This window comes from Streptomyces sp. NPDC052109 (assembly GCF_040680195.1).
GTDB lineage: Bacteria > Actinomycetota > Actinomycetes > Streptomycetales > Streptomycetaceae > Streptomyces.
In genome coordinates this window covers 138,390-157,099 of record NZ_JBFAWF010000022.1, presented here as the reverse complement: position 1 = coordinate 157,099, position 18,710 = coordinate 138,390, and the positions used below count along the sequence as shown (strand labels likewise).

Annotated in this window: 16 protein-coding genes and 1 tRNA gene; 10 read left to right on the top strand and 7 right to left on the bottom strand. The window is 72.3% G+C overall.

Annotation, left to right across the window (positions count from 1 at the left end; translation table 11 throughout):
* Nucleotides 1-173: 173 nt before the first annotated feature.
* Both chpH and AB0L59_RS33530 read right to left on the bottom strand, forming a co-directional pair.
* Nucleotides 174-407: a chaplin ChpH gene (gene chpH / locus AB0L59_RS33535; protein WP_031162172.1), complete on the bottom strand. Its 234-nt coding sequence runs from the start codon at nt 405-407 to the stop codon at nt 174-176.
* Between the two features lie 178 nt (nt 408-585).
* Entirely contained in the window at nt 586-1,911 is a 1,326-nt protein-coding gene (locus AB0L59_RS33530; protein WP_365590414.1) for a M20/M25/M40 family metallo-hydrolase, read from the bottom strand.
* Nucleotides 1,912-2,129: 218 nt separating this feature from the next.
* Between AB0L59_RS33530 and AB0L59_RS33525 the strand changes: the two genes are divergently transcribed.
* The 4 genes from AB0L59_RS33525 to polX all read left to right on the top strand — a co-directional run bounded on the left by AB0L59_RS33525 (nt 2,130) and on the right by polX (nt 9,475).
* Nucleotides 2,130-2,217 (top strand) — tRNA-Leu (locus AB0L59_RS33525).
* 257 nt (nt 2,218-2,474) lie between these two features.
* Nucleotides 2,475-6,335, top strand: a complete 3,861-nt coding sequence (locus tag AB0L59_RS33520; protein WP_365590413.1) for a Pls/PosA family non-ribosomal peptide synthetase — start codon at nt 2,475-2,477, stop codon at nt 6,333-6,335.
* Nucleotides 6,336-6,406: 71 nt separating this feature from the next.
* The gene (locus AB0L59_RS33515; protein WP_365590412.1) at nt 6,407-7,744 is read left to right on the top strand and encodes a M1 family metallopeptidase; all 1,338 of its coding nucleotides are present in this window, start codon (nt 6,407-6,409) and stop codon (nt 7,742-7,744) included.
* A 9-nt stretch (nt 7,745-7,753) separates the two neighbouring features.
* Complete coding sequence (gene polX / locus AB0L59_RS33510; protein WP_365590411.1) at nt 7,754-9,475, top strand: DNA polymerase/3'-5' exonuclease PolX; 1,722 nt, start codon at nt 7,754-7,756, stop codon at nt 9,473-9,475.
* A 24-nt stretch (nt 9,476-9,499) separates the two neighbouring features.
* On the opposite strand, the gene AB0L59_RS33505 is transcribed toward polX, so the two are convergent.
* Nucleotides 9,500-9,814: a dsRBD fold-containing protein gene (locus AB0L59_RS33505; protein WP_365590410.1), complete on the bottom strand. Its 315-nt coding sequence runs from the start codon at nt 9,812-9,814 to the stop codon at nt 9,500-9,502.
* Nucleotides 9,815-9,980: 166 nt separating this feature from the next.
* On the opposite strand from AB0L59_RS33505, the gene AB0L59_RS33500 reads away from it, so the two are divergent.
* On the top strand, nt 9,981-10,355 hold the full coding sequence (locus AB0L59_RS33500; protein ID WP_365590409.1) for a YchJ family protein: 375 nt from the start codon (nt 9,981-9,983) through the stop codon (nt 10,353-10,355).
* Between the two features lie 6 nt (nt 10,356-10,361).
* Here the strand turns inward: AB0L59_RS33500 and AB0L59_RS33495 are convergent, their stop codons facing one another.
* Nucleotides 10,362-11,063 (bottom strand): FadR/GntR family transcriptional regulator, encoded by a 702-nt coding sequence (locus AB0L59_RS33495; protein WP_365590408.1) that lies wholly within the window; start codon nt 11,061-11,063, stop codon nt 10,362-10,364.
* A gap of 140 nt (nt 11,064-11,203) precedes the next feature.
* On the opposite strand from AB0L59_RS33495, the gene AB0L59_RS33490 reads away from it, so the two are divergent.
* The 4 genes from AB0L59_RS33490 to AB0L59_RS33475 are packed head-to-tail and all read left to right on the top strand — an operon-like array spanning nt 11,204 to nt 14,962.
* Nucleotides 11,204-11,722: a gluconokinase gene (locus AB0L59_RS33490; RefSeq protein WP_365590407.1), complete on the top strand. Its 519-nt coding sequence runs from the start codon at nt 11,204-11,206 to the stop codon at nt 11,720-11,722.
* Between the two features lie 39 nt (nt 11,723-11,761).
* Nucleotides 11,762-13,159, top strand: coding sequence for a gluconate:H+ symporter (locus AB0L59_RS33485; protein ID WP_365590406.1), 1,398 nt, complete (start codon nt 11,762-11,764; stop codon nt 13,157-13,159).
* Between the two features lie 10 nt (nt 13,160-13,169).
* Entirely contained in the window at nt 13,170-13,928 is a 759-nt protein-coding gene (locus tag AB0L59_RS33480) for an SDR family oxidoreductase (RefSeq protein WP_365590405.1), read from the top strand.
* A 14-nt stretch (nt 13,929-13,942) separates the two neighbouring features.
* Nucleotides 13,943-14,962 (top strand): L-idonate 5-dehydrogenase, encoded by a 1,020-nt coding sequence (locus AB0L59_RS33475; protein WP_365590404.1) that lies wholly within the window; start codon nt 13,943-13,945, stop codon nt 14,960-14,962.
* A gap of 77 nt (nt 14,963-15,039) precedes the next feature.
* On the opposite strand, the gene AB0L59_RS33470 is transcribed toward AB0L59_RS33475, so the two are convergent.
* The 3 genes from AB0L59_RS33470 to AB0L59_RS33460 form a co-directional block, all read right to left on the bottom strand.
* Nucleotides 15,040-15,666, bottom strand: a complete 627-nt coding sequence (locus AB0L59_RS33470; protein ID WP_365590403.1) for a cytochrome b/b6 domain-containing protein — start codon at nt 15,664-15,666, stop codon at nt 15,040-15,042.
* A complete protein-coding gene (locus AB0L59_RS33465; RefSeq protein WP_365590402.1) occupies nt 15,650-16,378 on the bottom strand; it encodes a molybdopterin-dependent oxidoreductase in 729 nt (242 codons plus the stop codon). Before AB0L59_RS33465 ends, AB0L59_RS33470 begins: the two co-directional genes overlap by 17 nt.
* Before the next feature lie 118 nt (nt 16,379-16,496).
* Entirely contained in the window at nt 16,497-17,474 is a 978-nt protein-coding gene (locus tag AB0L59_RS33460; protein ID WP_365590401.1) for a hypothetical protein, read from the bottom strand.
* Nucleotides 17,475-17,804: 330 nt separating this feature from the next.
* Here AB0L59_RS33460 and AB0L59_RS33455 point away from each other — a divergent pair, with 330 nt between their 5' ends.
* Complete coding sequence (locus AB0L59_RS33455) at nt 17,805-18,701, top strand: DMT family transporter (RefSeq protein WP_365590400.1); 897 nt, start codon at nt 17,805-17,807, stop codon at nt 18,699-18,701.
* The last annotated feature ends 9 nt before the right edge of the window (nt 18,702-18,710 follow it).

The window sequence follows — 18,710 nt, the reverse complement described above, 5'->3', positions numbered from 1 at the left end:
CACGGCGTTGATGGCGAGTCCGGAGAAGAGGAAGACGACAGCCGCGCCCGCGATGAGGCCGACGAGGTTGTTGGGCTGCGAGGACGGCTCACAAAAGACGCCCCCTGAGGACGGCTCGCGGGTGCGATCCCCTCGGGACGGCTCCCGAGGGACGTCCCCTCAGGGAACCGACGTCACTTGTTGACGCAGGTGTTGCCGAAGGCGGGGTTCAGGAGCCCGATCACGTTGACCGTGTTGCCGCAGACGTTCACCGGCACGTGCACGGGCACCTGGATGACATTGCCGGAGACGACACCCGGGGAGTGCACGGCGGCACCCTGGGCACCGGAGTCGGCGACGGCGAGGCCCGCGCCCGCGAGAACCAGCCCACCGGTGGCAGCCGCAGCAGCGACGACCTTCTTGATCATTATTCCTCCTTGTTGGCAATGCGATCCCAAGGTGCGGGGATCGCATCACCTGTAACGAGGAGGGAGTAATGGAGCTACGAGCTTATGGTCCGATTCACCCTTCTCAGTCGATCTCGTACGGCTGCCCGAATTCCCAGGGCCAGGGCCTCACGAGGTGTTCCCTCCTCGGCCCAGGACCTCACGACGCGTCGATGAACCGGTCGAGCACCCGGACGCCGAACCGCAGTCCCTCTACCGGCACCCGCTCGTCCACACCGTGGAACATGCCGGCGAAGTCCAGCTCCGGCGGCAGCTTCAGCGGGGCGAAGCCGAAGCCGCGGATGCCGAGGTCGTCGAAGGACTTGGCGTCGGTGCCACCGGAGAGCATGTACGGGATCGCCTTGGCGGTGGGGTCCTCGGCGACCAGCGCGGACTGCATGGCCTCCACCAGCGGCCCGTCGAAGCCGGTCTCGACGGCCTTGTCGGTGTGCACGTCCTCGCGTCGCACGAGCGGCCCCAGGAGCCGGTCGAGGTCGCTCAGGAACTCCTCCTCGTATCCCGGCAGGAAGCGTCCGTCGATGTGCGCGGTGGCCTCGCCCGGGATGACGTTGACCTTGTAGCCGGCGTTCAGCTGGGTCGGGTTGGCCGTGTTGCTCAGGGTCGCCCCGATGAACTTGGCGATGCCGCCGAGCCGGACCAGGGTGGACTCCATGTCCTCCGGGTCCAGCTCGGTCCCGAGCGCGTCGCCCAGCTCGTCGAGGAAGGCCCGGGTGGTCTTGGTGACCCGCACCGGGAACCTGTGCCGGCCGACCCGGGCCACGGCCTCGGACAGCTCGGTGATGGCGTTGTCCCGGTGGATCATGGAGCCGTGCCCGGCGGTACCGGCCACGGTCAGCTTCATCCAGTGCATGCCCTTCTCGGCCGTCTGGATCAGATAGAGCCGGCGCTGCTCGTTCACCGTGAACGAGAAGCCGCCGACCTCGCTGATCGCCTCGGTGACGCCCTCGAACAGCTCGGGGTGGTTGTCGACCAGGTGGCGGGCCCCGTAGGTGCCGCCGGCCTCCTCGTCGGCGAGGAAGGCGACCACGATGTCCCGCGGCGGCCGCCGCCCGCTCCTGAGCCGGTCGCGCACGACCGCGAGGGTCATGGCGTCCATGTCCTTCATGTCGACCGCGCCGCGCCCCCACACGCACCCGTCGGCGATCTCACCGGAGAACGGGTGATGGGTCCAGTCGTCGGCGTTGGCCGGCACGACGTCAAGGTGGCCGTGGATCAGCAGCGCGGGCCGGGAGGGGTCCTCCCCCTCGATGCGGGCCACCGTGGAGGCTCGGCCCGGGTGGGACTCGAAGATCTTCGGTTCCAGCCCGACCTCGGCGAGCTTCTCGGCGGTCCACTCGGCCGCCCGGCGTTCGCCGGGGCCGGAGTGGTCGCCGTAGTTGCTGGTGTCGAACCGGATCAGCTCGCGGCAGAGGTCCACGACCTCGTCCTCGCCGGTGACGCCCCTGGCCGTGTCCGTCTCGCTCACGTGCTTCCTCCCACACTGTCGCTGCTGGTGGTCCTCCTCATCCTCTCTCCGCCCCCACCCGCGGCCCAAGACCGGTCCCGGCCCGACACACGCCGTTCACGCGTGACCCCCCGCCGGGGCGGGGGGTGATCAGCCACCCCCGAAAGCCTGGTAATGTTTCCTTCGTCGCCGCGAGGGAAACCCCAACGAAAGGGACTCCCCCGCACGACAGACACCTTGTCCGGGTGGCGGAATGGCAGACGCGCTAGCTTGAGGTGCTAGTGCCCTTTATCGGGCGTGGGGGTTCAAGTCCCCCCTCGGACACCAGTGAGGACCCCTGCGCAGCAGGGGTCCTCTGCTTTTGCCCCGAGCCTGCCAGAAGGCCGAACTGCCCCCGAACGCCCGCTCCTTGACGGTGTGTGGGCCATCTCTCACCCCATGTGAAGGTCGGCAGGTCAGCGGCCCTGGACGGGGCGCCGCACTCATCCGAACGGCCCGCGCGGGCAGCCGGACGAAGGGGCGGAGCCTAGCGTCGTACTAATATTTCCGGCTTGTTACTCGGCCGGACCCGACGTGAGGACCCGATGGCAGCCATAGACGAGAGCAGCGCTCTCGCCCTGCTCGACGACGAGATCCGCACGCAGTTCGGCGACAGCGCACGCTTCTCGGCGGCGCCGGCGGCCTCGCCGCGCACGCTGGTCGACGTCTTCGACGCGACCGTGCGGTCCCATCCGGACGAGCCCGCCCTGGACGACGGTACGACGTGTCTCACCTACCGTGCGCTGGCCGGTGAGGTGGAACGGCTGCGGCAGCGGCTCGCCGCGGCGGGGGTCGGGCTCGGGGACCGGGTCGGTGTGCGGGTTCCCTCGGGGACGAACGAGCTCTATGTCGCCGTCCTCGCCGTCCTCGCCGCCGGTGCCGCCTACGTCCCCGTCGACGCCGAGGACCCGGACGAGCGGGCCGACCTGGTGTTCGGGGAGGCGGGGGTACGGGCCGTCATCGGAGCCGGGCACACCCTCACCGTCCAGGGCACCGCCGGCTCTCCCGCCGCGCGGCCCGGCCCCGGGTACGACGCCTGGATCATCTTCACCTCCGGGTCCACCGGGAAGCCCAAGGGCGTCGCCGTCACGCACCGCAGCGCCGCCGCGTTCGTGGACGCCGAGGCGGCCCTGTTCCTCACCGAGGAGCCGATCGGGCCCGGCGACCGGGTCATGGCGGGACTCTCCGTCGCCTTCGACGCGTCCTGCGAGGAGATGTGGCTCGCCTGGCGGTACGGCGCCTGTCTGGTGCCCGTGCCGCGTGCGCAGGTCAGAAGCGGTGCCGACCTCGGGCCCTGGCTGGTCGAGCAGGAGATCACCGTCGTCTCCACCGTGCCCACGCTCGCCGCGCTGTGGGAGCCGGAGACGCTCAACGACGTACGGCTGCTGATCTTCGGCGGCGAGGCCTGCCCGCCCGAGCTGGCGCAGCGGCTGGTCACCGAGGGGCGCGAGGTGTGGAACACCTACGGGCCGACCGAGGCGACCGTCGTGGCCTGTGCGGCACTGCTCACCGGTGCGGAGCCCATCAGGATCGGGCTGCCTCTGAACGGCTGGGAGCTCGCCGTCGTCGACGACGCGGGCGAGCCGGTGGCCATGGGTGACAGTGGGCAGCTCGTGATCGGCGGGGTCGGGCTAGCACGGTATCTCGATCCCGAGAAGGACGCCGAGAAGTACGCGCCGCTTCCGTCGCTGGGCTGGGAGCGGGCCTATCGCAGTGGCGACCTGGTCAGGGCCGAACCGGAAGGGCTGATCTTCCTGGGCCGGGCCGACGAGCAGATCAAGCTCGGCGGGCGGCGGATCGAACTCGGGGAGGTGGACGCCGCGCTGCAGGCGCTGCCCGGCGTCGCCGGGGCCGCGGCTGCCGTGCGCACAGCCCGCAGCGGCAACCAGCTCCTCGTCGGCTATGTCGTCACCCAGGACGGCTGGGACCACACGGCCGCCGTGGAGAAGCTTCGCGCCGAGCTGCCGGCCGCGCTGGTGCCGCTGCTGGCGCCCGTCGCCGAGCTGCCGACCCGGACGTCCGGCAAGGTGGACCGGAATGCCCTGCCCTGGCCGCTGGAGGGCGTGCAGGCCCCGAAGGCAGAGCTGTACGGCACCGAGGCCTGGCTCGCCGAGCAGTGGGCGGAGGTTCTGGGCATCCCGGTGACCGGCGCGCACGACGACTTCTTCGCCATCGGCGGCGGCTCTCTGGCCGCCGCCCAGCTCACCACCCGGCTGCGCACCCGCTACCCCAGCGCGGCCGTCCTCGACATCTACCAGCAGCCCACCCTGCGCAAGCTGGCCCGGCGGCTGGAGGCCTCGGCGCAGGACGACGGCAGCGCCCGCACGGTCGCGCCGGTGCCGGTCCGCGCCCAGGCCGCCCAGCTGCTCTTGCTTCTGCCGCTGGTGACCCTGCTGGGGCTGCGCTGGACGGTGGTCCTGGCCGCCGTGGGGAATTTGCTGCCCGGCTACGGCTGGCTGCCGACCGCCCCCTGGTGGCTGCTCGCGGCCGGCGCGCTGCTGTTCTTCAGCCCGCCCGGCCGGATCGCGCTCGCGGCGGGCGGGGCGCGGCTGCTGCTGCGGGGCCTCGCACCCGGGCGGTATCCGCGCGGCGGGAGCGTGCACCTGCGGCTGTGGACCGCCGAGCGGCTGGCCGAGTTCAGCGGCGCCACCTCGCTCACCGGGTCCTGGCTGGAGCGGTACGCCCGGGCGCTGGGCGCCAAGGTCGGCGCGGACGTGGACCTGCACTCGCTGCCGCCGGTCACCGGCATGCTCAGGCTGGGCCGGGGCGCGGCCGTGGAGTCCGAGGTCGACCTGTCCGGGTACTGGCTGGACGGCGACCGTCTGGAGATCGGCCCGGTCAAGGTCGGCGCACACGCCACCGTCGGGACCCGCAGCATGCTCTTTCCCGGGGCCCGCGTCGGCAAGCGGGCCGAGGTGGCGCCGGGCTCCGCGGTCTCCGGGCAGGTGCCCACCGGTCAGCGGTGGGCGGGGGCGCCCGCGGTCAAGCTCGGCAAGGCCAAGCGCAACTGGCCGAAGGAGCGGCCGCAGCGGGGCACGTACTGGCGGGTGATGTACGGCGTGGCGGGTGTCGCGCTCGGCGCGCTGCCGCTGCTCGCGGGGGTGGCCGCGCTGCTGGTCGCCCGGGTCTTCGTGACGCCCGGCGGCTCGCTCGTCCAGGCCCTGCGCGGGGCCGCGCTCGGGCTGGTCCCGGCCACGCTCGCCTATGGGCTGGCGTACGCCCTGCTGATCCTGGTCGCCGTCCGCGCGCTCAGCCTGGGGCTGCGCGAGGGGACGCACCCCACGCACAGCCGGGTCGGCTGGCAGGCGTGGACCGTGACGCAGCTGATGGACCGGTCCCGCGAGGCGCTGTTCCCGCTGTACGCGGGGCTGGTCACGCCGGTGTGGCTGCGGCTGCTGGGGATGCGGATCGGGCGGGGCGCCGAGGTGTCGACCGTGCTCGCGCTGCCGAGCCTGACCACGGTCGGCGACGGGGCCTTCCTGGCGGACGACACACTGACCGCGCCGTACGAGCTGGGCGGCGGCTGGGTGCGGATCGGGCGCGCGGAGATCGGGCGGCGGGCCTTCCTCGGGAACTCCGGGATGACCGCGCCGGGCCGGAGCGTGCCGGACGGCGGCCTGGTCGGTGTGCTGTCGGCGACGCCGAAGAAGGCGAAGAAGGGCACCTCGTACCTGGGGCTGCCACCGGTGAAGCTGCCGCGCAGCGCGTCCGGCGGGGACCAGAGCCGTACCTACGAGCCGTCCGCCCGGCTGCTGTGGGCCCGTGGTCTGGTGGAGCTGTGCCGGCTCGTGCCGGTGCTGTGTTCGGCTGCGCTGGCCGCGGCGACGGTGGCGGCGCTGTGTGCGCTGGGGCCGTGGGCCTGGGCCCTGTCAGGACTGGTGCTGCTGACGGCCGGTGCCGCGGCGGCCGTGGTGTCGATCGTCGCGAAGTGGCTGCTCGTGGGGCGGCACCGGGCCGGGGAGCATCCGCTGTGGAGTTCCTTCGTCTGGCGCAACGAGCTGGCGGACACCTTCGTCGAGGTACTGGCGGTGCCGTGGCTGGCCGGGGCCGTGCCCGGAACGCCGGTGATGACGGCGTGGCTGCGCGGGCTCGGCGCGCGCATCGGCAGGGGCGTGTGGGTGGAGAGCTACTGGCTGCCGGAGACCGATCTGGTGACCTTGGAGGACGCGGCCACCGTCAACCGCGGCTGTGTACTGCAGACCCACCTCTTCCACGACCGGATCTTGCGGACGGATACTGTGATCCTCCGTGAGGGCGCCACGCTGGGCCCTGGCGGGATCGTGCTGCCCGGCAGCACGGTCGGGGCCCGTACGACCCTGGGTCCCGCGTCACTCGTCATGGCCGCGGAGTCCGTCCCGGACGACAGCCGCTGGCTCGGCAATCCGATCGAGGCATGGCGTCCCTGAGCGCGGGCCGCTCGGGGCCGGTGGGCGCACCGGCACCTCGTGGTGGCACAGCGCAGGGAGCAGACACAGCAGTGGCAGTTCAGCAGTCGGCCGGCCCCGACCCGTACTTCCCGGACAACGGCGATTCCCGGTACCGGGTGCACCGGTACGAACTCGCGCTGGACTACCGGCCCGGCCCGAACCGGCTGTCCGGCACGGCGCGGATCAACGCCATAGCGGGCCGGGCGCCGCTCGCCGAGTTCCAGCTCAACATGGCCGACTTCAGGATCGGCCGGGTGCGGGTGGACGGCCGGCAGCCGCACTACACGCACCGCGGCGGACGGCTGCGCGTCCGCCCGGCCAAGCCGATCCGGGCCGGGGCCGCCTTCACGGTGGAGGTCCACTGGTCCGGCAATCCCAGGCCGGTGGCGAGCCCCTGGGGCGGGATCGGCTGGGAGGAACTGGCGGACGGGGCGCTGGTGGCGAGCCAGCCGGTCGGGGCGCCGTCCTGGTTCCCGTGCAACGACCGGCCCGCCGACAAGGCGTCGTACCTGATCTCGGTCACCACGCCGTCCGCGTACGCGGTGGTCACGGGCGGGCGTCTGCTGACGCGTACGACGAAGGCCTCGACCACGACCTGGGTGTACGAGCAGTCGGCGCCCACGCCCAGCTATCTCGTCGGCCTGGTGATCGGCACGTTCCAGACGGTGCTGCTGGGCGACCCGGGGCCGGGCGGCGTGCCGCAGCCCGGGCACATACCGGCGCAGCTGCTGCCCGAGTTCTCCCGGGACTTCGCGCGGCAGCCCGCGATGATGGAGCTGTTCCAGGAGCTGTTCGGGCCGTACCCGTTCGACAGTTACGCGGTCGCGGTGACCGAGGAGGAGCTGGACGTGCCTGTCGAGGCACAGGGGTTGTCGCTGTTCGGCTCCAACCACGTGGACGGCGCCCGCGGTTCGGAGCGGCTGGTGGCGCACGAGCTGGCGCACCAGTGGTTCGGCAACTGCCTGACCGTCGCCGACTGGCGGCACATCTGGCTGAACGAGGGCTTCGCCAAGTACGCGGAGTGGCTGTGGTCGGAGCGCTCGGGCGGCCGTGGCGCCCAGCAACTGGCCGCCGCCGCGCACCGGTCGCTGTCCACACTGCCGCAGGACCTCAGGCTGGCCGACCCGGGCCGCAAGGCGATGTTCGACGACCGGCTCTACGAACGGGGCGGCCTGACCCTGCACGCGGTGCGCTGTGCCCTGGGCGACGACGCGTTCTTCCGCATGCTGCGCGGCTGGGTGCGGCTGCACCGGCACGGGGTGGTGACGACGGCGGCGTTCGCCGAGCACGTGGCCCGGTTCGCGAACGAGCCGCTGGACGGGCTGTTCCAGGAATGGGTGCACGGGGCGAAGCTGCCGCCGCTGCCGGTGCTCCGTGACCTTCCCTAGACTTGAGGGGTGGCCCGGCCCAATGACGAGGTCGAGGCGCTCCTGCGGGAGTACGCGGACCTCATCGCCATCACGGGAGGCGACGCCTTCAAGGCGCGCGCCTACGAGAAGGCGGCGCGTGCCATAGGCGGGTATCCGGCCGACATCTCCAAGCTGGACGAGGACGGCCTGAAGGAGATCCCGAACGTGGGCAGGTCGATCGCCGACAAGGTCGGCGAGTACCTGCGCACGGGGAGGATGGCGGTGGTCGAGGAGCGCCGGGCGAAGATTCCCGCCGGGGTCCGGGAGCTGATCACGATCCCCACGCTGGGTCCGAAGAAGGCGCTGCGGCTCTACGAGGACCTGCACATCTCGTCGGTGAGCGAGCTGGCCGCGGCGATCGAGGCGGACGCGCTGGCCGATCTGAAGGGCTTCGGGGAGAAGACGCAGGAGAACATCCGGCACGGGATCGAGCTGCTCCAGCGGGCGGGCGACCGGGTGCCGCTGTCGCTGGCGCTGGACACCGCCGAGGAGATCGTCGCCGAGCTGTCCGCGGTGACCGGGTGCAAGCGCTGCGCGTACGCCGGCTCGCTGCGCCGGATGCGGGAGACCGTCGGGGATCTGGACGTCCTGGTCGCGGCGAAGCGGTCGGACGCGTTCATGGCGGCGCTGTGCGAGCTGCCGACCACCGCGGAGGTCATCGCGCGGGGCTCGAAGAAGACGTCGATCCGCACGGGCAAGGGGCTCCAGGTCGATCTGCGGGTGCTGCCGCCGGAGTCCTGGGGTGCCGGGATGCAGTACTTCACCGGTTCCAAGGCGCACAACATCCGTACCCGCACGATCGCCGTGCACCAGGGGCTGAAGCTGTCCGAGTACGGCCTGTTCGACGCCGAGAGCGGGGACTCGCTCGCCTCGCGCAACGAGGAGGAGGTGTACGCCCGGCTCGGGCTGCCGTGGATCGCGCCGACGCTGCGGGAGGACCGCGGGGAGATCGAGGCGGCCCTGCACGGCGAGCTGCCCGAGGTGGTGCGAGAGCAGGACATCCGTGGTGACCTGCACACCCACACCGATCTCACGGACGGGCTGGCCCCCCTGGACGCGATGGTGGCGGCGGCCGCCGACCGTGGTTACGCGTACTACGCGGTCACCGACCACGCGCCCGACCTGTACATGCAGCGCATGACCGAGGAGAAGATCCTCGCCCAGCGGGAGCGGCTGCGGGAGCTGGACGGCACCCACCACCGGATGCGGCTGCTGCACGGCACCGAGCTCAACATCGCCCCGGAGGGCGGGGTGGACTGGCCGGAGGAGTTCCTGGCCGGCTTCGACCTGTGCGTGGCCTCCCTGCACTCGCACTTCGACCTGGACCGCGTGGCGATGACGCGACGGCTGGTGCGGGCCTGCGAGAACCCGTACGTCAGCATCCTCGGCCATCCGACGACCCGGCTGATCGGCAGGCGGCCGGGCGTGGACGCCGACTGGGACGAGGTGTTCGCGGTCTGCGCGCGCACCGGGACCGCGCTGGAGGTCAACTCCCAGCCGGACCGTCTCGACCTGCGCGACGAGGACATCCTGCGTGCACGGGGGCACGGGGTGAGGTTCGCCGTGAACACCGACGCGCACTCCATTCCGCACCTGGCCCAGCTGCGCTACGGCGTCGGCACGGCGCAGCGCGGCTGGCTCACCCGGGACGAGGTGATCAACACCTGGCCGCTGACACGGCTGCGCCGGTTCCTGCGCAAGGGGCGGTGAGAGGGGCCCTGCCCCGGCCGGGGGTCATTCCCGGTCCAGCCACAGAGGTGAGAGGTCCTCTTCCGCGTCGAACGCTCCCACCGCCTTGATGTCCCCGTCGGCGGCGCGCAGCAGTACGCGGCCCATGGCGATCAGGGCACGTCCGGCGGCGAGTTCGTCGCCTATCTCCGGTACATCGGGGTCGTAGGGGCTGCGCCGGGCCTCCGCACGGCTTTCGAGGACGTTGTCGCCGGTGTCCAGGACGATCCGGGCGGTGGTGTCCGGGTCGTGCTCGGAGAGGTACAGGTTCAGCCGCCACTCCTTGACGGCCGGAGAACGGCCGCGCATGGGCTCGGTCATGGTCCGCCTCCTGCTCCGGGGGGCGCGGCGCCAGTCCTTCGGTCGTGTGCGGCGCCGTCGTGGCTGGTCGCGCGGTTCCCCGCGCCCCTCGCGGGGCGCATTGGTTCAGCCCTTCCACTGTGCATCCGGTCCGATGCGGGCGCCTCCTACGGGCAGAATGTGCCCCATGACCTCGCGCACCTGTCCCTGCGGACTCCCCCGGCCCTACGACGCCTGCTGCGGCCGCTTCCACACGGGATCCGCGAGCGCACCGACCGCGGAACGGCTCATGCGCTCGCGGTACAGCGCGTTCGTGACGGGGAACGCGGGGTATCTGCTGCGCACCTGGCATCCGCGGACCCGGCCCGAGCGGCTGGACCTCGACGCCCGCATGAAGTGGACGGGCCTGGAGATCCTGGACACGACCGACGGGTCCGCCTTCCACAGCACGGGCACGGTGACGTTCCGCGCCTCCTACCGGGGTGGTTCGCTGCACGAGCGGAGCCGGTTCGAGCGGTTCGACGGGGCGTGGGTGTACGTGGACGGGGACTTCCTGGACTAGCTCCGGCTAGGGCGCCAGGATGTCCAGTTCCTGCAGGGCGCCCACGGTGATCTCCCTGGTCAGCTGCTCGGCGCGGGTGGCGTCGCCCGCACGGACCGCCTCCGCCACCTGTACGTGCAGGGTGACCGCCGCCGGGTCGGGGTCCTCGAACATGACCTCGTGATGGGTGCGGCCGGCCAGCACCTCCGCGACGACGTCACCGAGCCTGGCGAACATCTCGTTGCCCGAGGCGTTCAGGACGACCCGATGGAAGGCGACGTCGTGGACGAGGTACTTCTCCAGTTTGTGGCCGCGTGAGTTGGCCACCATGCCGAGCGCGCACTCGGTGAGCTCGGCGCACTGCCGTGCCGTCGCGTGCTTGGCGGCGAGCCCGGCCGCGACCGGTTCGACGGCGGAGCGCAGCACGGTCAGCGAGCGCAGCTGGTGCGGGCGGTCGGCGCCCGCGAGGCGCCAGCGGATGACCTGCGGGTCGTAGACGTTCCACTCGGCCTTCGGACGGACGGTCACGCCCACCCTGCGGCGGGACTCGACCAGGTGCATGGACTCCAGCACGCGGACCGCCTCGCGCATCACGGAGCGTGAAACCTCGAAGTGCTGTGCGAGTTCGTCCGTGCGCAGCACGCTGCCCGGCGGGTACTCGCCCGCAGTGATGGCGGGGCCGAGGGAGTCCAGTACACGGCCGTGCAGCCCCCGGCCCGGTGTGGTCATGCACTCAGCGTACGGCGTGGATCACCGAGGGAAAAAGTCAGACTTATATGTCACAGACTCTTGAATTCGTCGTACCTAATGGGTTTCAGTGTGGCGACGCCGACGCGGCGTCGGATGTCGAGGAAGACAGCGAGGCACTCATGCGAACCCCCCAGGTCGTCGTCGTGATGGGCGTCGCGGGGACGGGCAAGACCACCATCGGTCCGCTGCTCGCCGCGCGGCTGGGCGTCCCGTACGCCGAGGGCGACGACTTCCACCCGCAGGCCAACATCGACAAGATGTCGGCCGGGATCCCGCTCGACGACGCCGACAGGTGGCCCTGGCTGGACGCCATCGGTCACTGGGCGCACAGCCGGGCCGGACTGGGCGGCGTGGTCAGCAGCTCGGCGCTGAAGCGGTCGTACCGCGACCGGCTCAGGGCCGCCGCTCCTGGTGTCGTGTTCGTGCACCTCACCGGGGACCGCGAGCTGATCGAGGACCGGATGGGGCAGCGGCAGGGGCACTTCATGCCGACCGCGCTGCTGGACTCCCAGTTCGCCGCGCTGCAGCCCCTGGAGCCGGACGAGCCGGGAGTCGCCGTGGACGTCGGCGGCAGCCCCCAGGAGATCGCCGAACGCGCCGTGCGGGCGCTGGATTCGCTTCCCGTGGCATCCGAGTAGCACTCACCCCCGTCCCCCCGTTACCGCAAGGGAACCCCCGTGACCAGACTCAGCGTCGAGATGCTGGCAGCGGACGCACCTCCGCCGATCACCTCCGCCGGACACGCCCAGCTGGGCATAGCCGTCCTGGTGGGCATCGCCGTGATCGTCCTGCTCATCACCAAGTTCAAGCTCCATGCCTTCCTGGCGCTGACCATCGGGTCACTGGCGCTCGGGGCGGCCGCCGGGGCACCGCTCGACAAGGCCATCACCAGCTTCACCACCGGGCTCGGCTCCACGGTGGCCGGCGTGGGCGTCCTGATCGCGCTCGGGGCGATCCTGGGCAAGCTCCTCGCCGACTCCGGCGGCGCCGACCAGATCGTCGACACGATCCTCGCCAAGGCGGGAGGCCGGGCCATGCCGTGGGCGATGGTGCTCATCGCCTCCGTGATCGGCCTGCCGCTGTTCTTCGAGGTCGGCATCGTGCTGCTGATCCCGGTCGTGCTCATGGTCGCCAAGCGCGGAAACTACTCCCTGATGCGCATCGGCGTCCCGGCGCTGGCGGGCCTGTCCGTGATGCACGGCCTGATCCCGCCGCACCCCGGCCCGCTGGTCGCGATCGACGCGCTGCACGCCAACCTGGGCGTGACGCTGGCGTTCGGCATCCTCGTCGCCGTCCCGACCGTGATCATCGGCGGCCCGCTGTTCTCGAAGGTCGCGGCCCGCTGGGTGGACGTCCCGGCGCCCGAGCGGATGCTGCCGCAGCGCCCCTCGGAGGAGCTGGAGCGCCGTCCGGGCTTCGGCGCGACGCTCGCCACCGTGCTGCTGCCGGTGGTGCTGATGCTGGCCAAGGCGCTGGTGGACATCGTCGTCGACGACGCCGCCAACACCACCCAGCGCGTCTTCGACGTCGTCGGCTCCCCGCTGATCGCGCTGCTGGCCGCCGTGATCGTCGGCTTCTTCACACTGGGCCGGCCCGCCGGGTTCAGCAAGGAGCGGCTGCAGCAGACCGTCGAGAAGGGCCTGATGCCCATCGCCGGCATCCTGCTCATCGTCGGCGCCGGCGGTGGCTTCAAGCAGACGCTGATCGACTCCGGCGTGGGCCAGATGATCCTGGACATCTCCAAGAACTGGTCGATCCCCGCGCTGCTGCTGGCCTGGCTGATCGCGGTCGTGATCCGGCTCGCCACGGGTTCGGCGACGGTGGCGACGGTCTCGGCGGCGGGCCTGGTGGCCCCCCTCGCGGCCGACATGTCGACCACCCACACCGCCCTGCTCGTGCTGGCGATCGGCGCCGGCTCGCTCTTCTTCAGCTTCGTCAACGACGCCGGCTTCTGGCTGGTGAAGGAGTACTTCGGGCTGAGCGTCGGGCAGACCGTCAAGACCTGGTCGCTCATGGAGACGATTCTCTCGGTGGTCGGCGGCGGCCTGGTCCTGCTTCTCTCACTGGTCGTCTAGGGGCGCGAGGATGAGTCACCCGCTCTTCGACATCGGCGGCCGTACGGCCCTGGTCACCGGATCCAGCCGGGGCATAGGCCTCGCGCTGGCCCGGGGCCTGGCCGAGGCGGGCTGCACGGTGGTCCTCAACGGGCGTGACGCCGGCCGGCTGGCCGAGGCGGCGGCCTCGCTGCCCGGTGACGTCCGTACGGTGGTGTTCGACGTGACCGACGGTCCGGCCGTGGCCGCCGGGATCGCCGAGGTCGAGGAGCGGGTGGGCCCGCTCGACATCCTGGTGAACAACGCGGGCATGCAACTGCGCGCCCCGCTGCTCGAGTTCACGGACGCCGACTGGCACCGGATCCTGGACACCAACCTCACCAGCGCGTTCCTCGTCGGCCGCGAGGCCGCCCGGCGGATGACGGAACGCGGCCACGGCAAGATCGTCAACATCTGCTCGCTGCAGAGCGAGGTCGTCCGGCCCGGCATCGCGCCGTACGCGGCGACCAAGGGCGCGCTGAAGATGCTCACCAAAGGCATGTGCGCCGACTGGGGGCCGCACGGCGTGCAGGTCAACGGTCTCGGCCCCGGCTACGTCGAGACCGAGCTGACCCGGCCGCTGGTGGCGGACGAGGAGTTCAGCTCCTGGGTCCGCCGGCGCACCCCGGCCGGGCGCTGGGGCCGTACCGAGGACCTGGTGGGCGCCCTGCTCTTCCTCGCCTCGCCGGCCTCGGACTTCGTGGGCGGCCAGATGCTGTACGTCGACGGCGGTATGACGAGCGTCCTGTGAAAGGGGCTGCGGCGATGCTGGGTTGTGTGATCCACGGGGCCGGCGACCTGCGGGTGGCGGAGCTGCCCGTGCCCGAACCCGGGCCCGGCGAGGCGCTGGTGGCCGTCCGCTACGGCGGGGTGTGCGGCTCCGATCTGCACTACTGGCGGCACGGCGGGGTCGGGGACTTCCGGCTCCGCGAGCCGATGGTGCTCGGGCACGAGGTGGTGGGCACGGTGGTGGCCTACGGCGCCGGGGCCACGGGTCCCGAGCCCGGTACGGCGGTCGCCGTGCACCCCGCCGGCCCGTGCGGGCGCTGCCCGGAGTGCGCCGACGGGCGGGCGAACGTGTGCCGGGACACCCGGTATCTGGGCAGCGCGGCCCGTTTTCCGCACGTCCAGGGCGCCTTCGCCGAGCGGATCGCCGTACCGGCCGGGCGACTGCGGGCGCTGCCGGACGGGCTCGGGCTGCGCAGGGCCGCGCTCGCGGAGCCGCTGTCGGTGGCGCTGCACGCGGTGCGGCGGGCCGGGGACGTGTCCGGCGAACATGTGCTGGTGACCGGGGCCGGACCGATCGGGTGCCTGGTCGTGGCGGCGGCGAAGGCGGCCGGCGCGGCCCGGGTGACGGCGACCGACCTGGTGCCGGAGGCCCTCGGGTACGCGGCCGTGGCCGGGGCCGACACGCTCGTACGGGCCGACGATCCGGACGACGCCGGGTGGCCCGAGGAGGTGGACGTGGCCGTCGAGGCGTCGGGGGCCGCGGCCGGGCTGGACACGTGTCTGCGGCTGGCGCGGCGCGGCGGTGTGGTCGTCCAGCTCGGGACGCTGCCGCCGGGACAGAGTCCGTTCGCCGGAAATCTGTTGGTGAGCCGGGAGATCGAGCTGCGGGGCGCGTTCCGGTTCGACGCCGAGTTCGACGACGCGCTTCAATTGCTCGCCGGTCGCGGAGAGTTCGAGGGGCTGATCAGCGCGGTGGTTCCCGTCGGGGAAGCCGGCAGCGCGTTTGCGCTGGCCGCTGATCGAGGGCGGTCCTGCAAGGTGTTGCTGGAGTTCTGAGCCGGTTGCGGTGAGTTCGGCACCGCCGCAGTGCGCCGTCGCGGCGGACACGGGTCACCGGCGCGGCAGGGCGCTGCTCACTGGCGCCACAGCGGGTGCTCCCGTTTCGCCCACTCCCTGCTCACCGTCCCCGTGCGCAGCCCCCTTCTCGCCTCCGGATCCCCCAGGGCCATGCCGATGTGGCCGGCCAGGACCACACCGATCGTCAGGGCCAGCCAGTCGTGGACGAAGGTCGCCGAGGTGCGCCACATCAGGGGGGCGAGGTGGGTGAACCACATCAGCAGGCCGGTGCCGAGCATCACGAGCGTGGCGCCGGCGATCCAGGCGGCGTAGACCTTCTGGCCGGCGTTGAACTTGCCCGCGGGGCGCGAGGAGCGGCGCTTGTCACGGCGCAGGGCGGCGCGCAGCCAGAGCCGGTCGTGCGGGCCGAAGCGGTTGAGGAAGCGCAGGTCGGCGCGGAAGGCGCGGGAGGCCAGGCCCAGCAGGACCGGTACGGGCAGGGCGAGCCCGGCGCACTCGTGGACGCGGACGACCAGTTCCCGGCGGCCGACCACGACCGCGAGCTGGGGGATGTAGAGGACGGCCGCGGTGACGACACAGACGCCCATCAGCGCGGCCGTCGCGCGGTGCACCCAGCGTTCGGCGCGGCTGAAGCGGTGGATGCGGGCGCTGGTCGGGGCCGGGGTGTCAGCTCGTAGGCTCATCGGTCCGTCCGTTCGACCGGCCGACCCAGGCGTCGACGTCGTAGCCGAGGTGCTCCCAGTAGCCGGGCTCGACCCGGTCGGTGACCGTGATCCCGGAGAGCCACTTGGCCGACTTGTAGAAGTACATGGGGGCGACGTAGAGGCGGACCGGACCGCCGTGGTCGTGGGAGATGTCCTTGTCCTGCATGCGCAGCGCGACCAGGACGTCCGGGCGGCGGGCCTGGTCGAGGGTGAGGCTCTCGGTGTAGGTGCCGTCGAAGCAGGTGAAGTGGATCGCCTTCGCGGTGGAGCGGACTCCCGCCGCGTCCAGCAGGTGGGAGAGGCGTACGCCCTCGAAGGGGGTGCCGGGGACCCGCCAGCCGGTGACGCACTGGACGTCCTTGACCAGCCGGGTCTGCGGCAGGGCGCGCAGGTCGGCCATGGTGTAGGTGCGCGGGCGGTCGACCAGGCCGCCGATCTTCAGGTGGTAGTCCGTGGCGTTCAGGCTCGGCACCGACGCGGCGACCGAGTAGTAGCGGAAGCCGCCGCCGTTGGGCAGCAGGCCGGTCAGGCCCGTGGGGTCCTTGCCGGCGACGGCGCCGAGGAAGCCGTCCAGGCCGCGTTGCAGCGCGGGCGCGGCGACCAAGCCGAGCGCGCCCAGGCCGAGGGTGCCGAGGAAGACGCGTCGGCCGACGGGTGTGCCGTCCTGCTCCCCGGATCGTTCAGAGTTCACGTATTCATTCGAGCACTCGGGGCCCCGTGGGGCCAGGGGATCGGGTCCGCGGTCAGACTTCCGTAATCAGTTCTTACGCGGGTGTAGGAAACCCATACGCACGCACGGGCCCGGTTGCTCAATGCCCGAGCGCGCGGGCGCGGGCCGTCTGGAAGGCCGTCCAGGGGTCGCGGTGCGCGTAGGACCAGGGGGCCGGGGTGGCGTGCCGGCCGATGCGCTGGAAGAGGGCCGCCGCCTCGGCCGGGCGCCCGGCGCAGGACAGGGCGAAGGCGAGGTGGTTGAGGTCGACGTGGCGCCGGGGGTGTTCGTCGTGCTCCCACTCCAGCCACCAGTCGAAGCAGGCGCGCAGGATCCGGCGGGCCCTGGGGCCGGACCAGTGCCCGGAGGCGGCGGGGTCGGCCGGGGCCAGGCCGCTGGCGGCGAGGACCCGGTAGCGCTCGGCGTAGGCGACGACCGGCAGGACGGCGAGCGGGGAATCGGCCGGGGCCTCGGCGGCGGCCAGCTCGGCGAGGTCGTACACCTCGTGGTCCTCGGCCACCCGGCCGCCGGAGGGCCGTTCGGCGAGACGGGCGAGGAGCAGATGGTGGGCGTGGTGGTGCTCGGGGTGGCGGCGGCGCAGTTCGGCGAAGGTGCCGAGCACCTCGCGCTCCGGGCCGAAGGCGCGGGCCAGGAGGAGCAGGCCGAGCCAGGGGCTGGGGTCGGCCGGGGTGTGCGCTGCGGCGGTGGCGCAGGCCTCGCGGGCCCGGTCCGGGTCCTCCTTGCCGCGCAGGGCGCGCTGGACCCGGGCGAGGGCGTGGAGCACGGCGGCGTCGGCGGAGCCTGGTTCGGCGTGCAGCCAGTCGCGGGACCAGGCCACGGCGTACGGCTCCTGGGCGAGCACGGTGAGCCGGTGACCGCGGCGGTCCCAGTCGTCGCCCGTGTGGAGCAGCAGGGAGCGGGCGGCCTGGCGCCGGCCCTGGACCAACGCGGCGCGCGCGGTGCGCAGTTCGGCGTCGTCGAGGGCGTCGTCGAAGGCCCCGGAGTCGTCCGGGGCGGTGTCGCCGGACCGGTGCGTCAAGGCCCGGCCGGCGCCGAGCAGGGGTGGGAGTGGGGGCACCGCGGGACTTCCTGTTTCTCGGGCTGCCATCGACCGATCACTCACAGCAAACCCGCAGCCAAGGTTTGCGTCAAGCGGAACAGGGCTGTTAATGGGTTCAACTACCGTTACTCGCAGGGAAATTGGGAAACCCAGCGCAGGTGAGCCGCTGCCCGGACGGGGGTACCCGATGGTGGTCTGTGGCGTACGCCATGGCGCGGGGCCGCCCCGCCCCGGACCATGGCGAGTCAACTGCCCTGTTCCACGCGCTTGCGGGTCAATGCCGCCCCGGGGGCGCTACAGTCGGCCACTACGCACCCGTGGTCCGGCCGGATGATCGAGGTACGCAGCGTGTCCGTTCTGGTTCTCCTTCTCGCCGTGAGTGCCGCCTGCTGTCTGGGCTTCGGATTCGTCCTCCAGCAGAACGCCGCGCAGAAGGCGCCGCTGAGCGACTTCCTGTCGTTCCGGCTGCTGCTGGACCTGATGCGGGTGCCGCGCTGGCTGGGCGGGCTCGGGCTGATGATCGCCGGCATGGTGCTCGGCGCGATCGCCCTCGGCAAGGGCGAGATCTCCCTGGTCGAACCGCTGCTCGCGACCAACCTGCTGTTCGCGCTCGCCCTCTCCCGGTACCAGACCAAGCAGCCCCTGGGCCGCCAGGGCTGGGCGGGGCTGCTGCTGCTCGCCGGCGGGGTGAGCGCGTTCATCATGGCGGGCGAGCCACGGGCCGGCAGCGCCATCTCCGATCCGCTGCGGCACTGGCTGATCATCGGCGCGACGGTCGGGGCGGCCCTGGTGCTCACGACGTACGGCAAGCGTTCCCGGCTGAGCTGGGGACCGGTGCTGCTGGCCACCGCCGCCGGGCTGCTGTACGGCGTACAGGACGCGCTGACCCGGGTGAGCGGCACCCGGTTCTCCGAGGGCGGCTTCACCGAGCTGTTCACGGGCTGGCAGCCGTACGGCGTACTGGTGTGCGGGGCCACCGGGCTGCTGCTCGTGCAGAGTGCCTTCGAGACGGCCCCGCTGCGCATGTCGCTGCCCGCCCTGACCGCCGCCGAGCCGCTCGCCGGGATCCTGTGCGGCGTCGGCTTCCTCGGGGACCGGCTGCGCACCGACACGGGGGCACTGGCCTGGGAGGCGGCGGGGCTCGCGGCGGTGGTCGCGGGCATCGTGCTGCTCGGACTCCACCCCGCGATGCCGTGCGGCCCGGGGGAGACGGAGCCCTCGGCACGGGACCTCCAGCGCCGCTGAGCGGACCCC

Excerpts from the sequence above, each read along its gene's own strand:
- chpH (WP_031162172.1), bottom strand. The coding sequence starts at position 407 with ATGATCAAGAAGGTCGTCGCTGCTGCGGCTGCCACCGGTGGGCTGGTT.
- AB0L59_RS33520 (WP_365590413.1), top strand. The coding sequence starts at position 2,475 with ATGGCAGCCATAGACGAGAGCAGCGCTCTCGCCCTGCTCGACGACGAG.
- AB0L59_RS33505 (WP_365590410.1), bottom strand. The coding sequence starts at position 9,814 with ATGACCGAGCCCATGCGCGGCCGTTCTCCGGCCGTCAAGGAGTGGCGG.
- AB0L59_RS33500 (WP_365590409.1), top strand. The coding sequence starts at position 9,981 with ATGACCTCGCGCACCTGTCCCTGCGGACTCCCCCGGCCCTACGACGCC.
- AB0L59_RS33495 (WP_365590408.1), bottom strand. The coding sequence starts at position 11,063 with ATGACCACACCGGGCCGGGGGCTGCACGGCCGTGTACTGGACTCCCTC.
- AB0L59_RS33490 (WP_365590407.1), top strand. The coding sequence starts at position 11,204 with ATGCGAACCCCCCAGGTCGTCGTCGTGATGGGCGTCGCGGGGACGGGC.
- AB0L59_RS33480 (WP_365590405.1), top strand. The coding sequence starts at position 13,170 with ATGAGTCACCCGCTCTTCGACATCGGCGGCCGTACGGCCCTGGTCACC.
- AB0L59_RS33475 (WP_365590404.1), top strand. The coding sequence starts at position 13,943 with ATGCTGGGTTGTGTGATCCACGGGGCCGGCGACCTGCGGGTGGCGGAG.
- AB0L59_RS33470 (WP_365590403.1), bottom strand. The coding sequence starts at position 15,666 with ATGAGCCTACGAGCTGACACCCCGGCCCCGACCAGCGCCCGCATCCAC.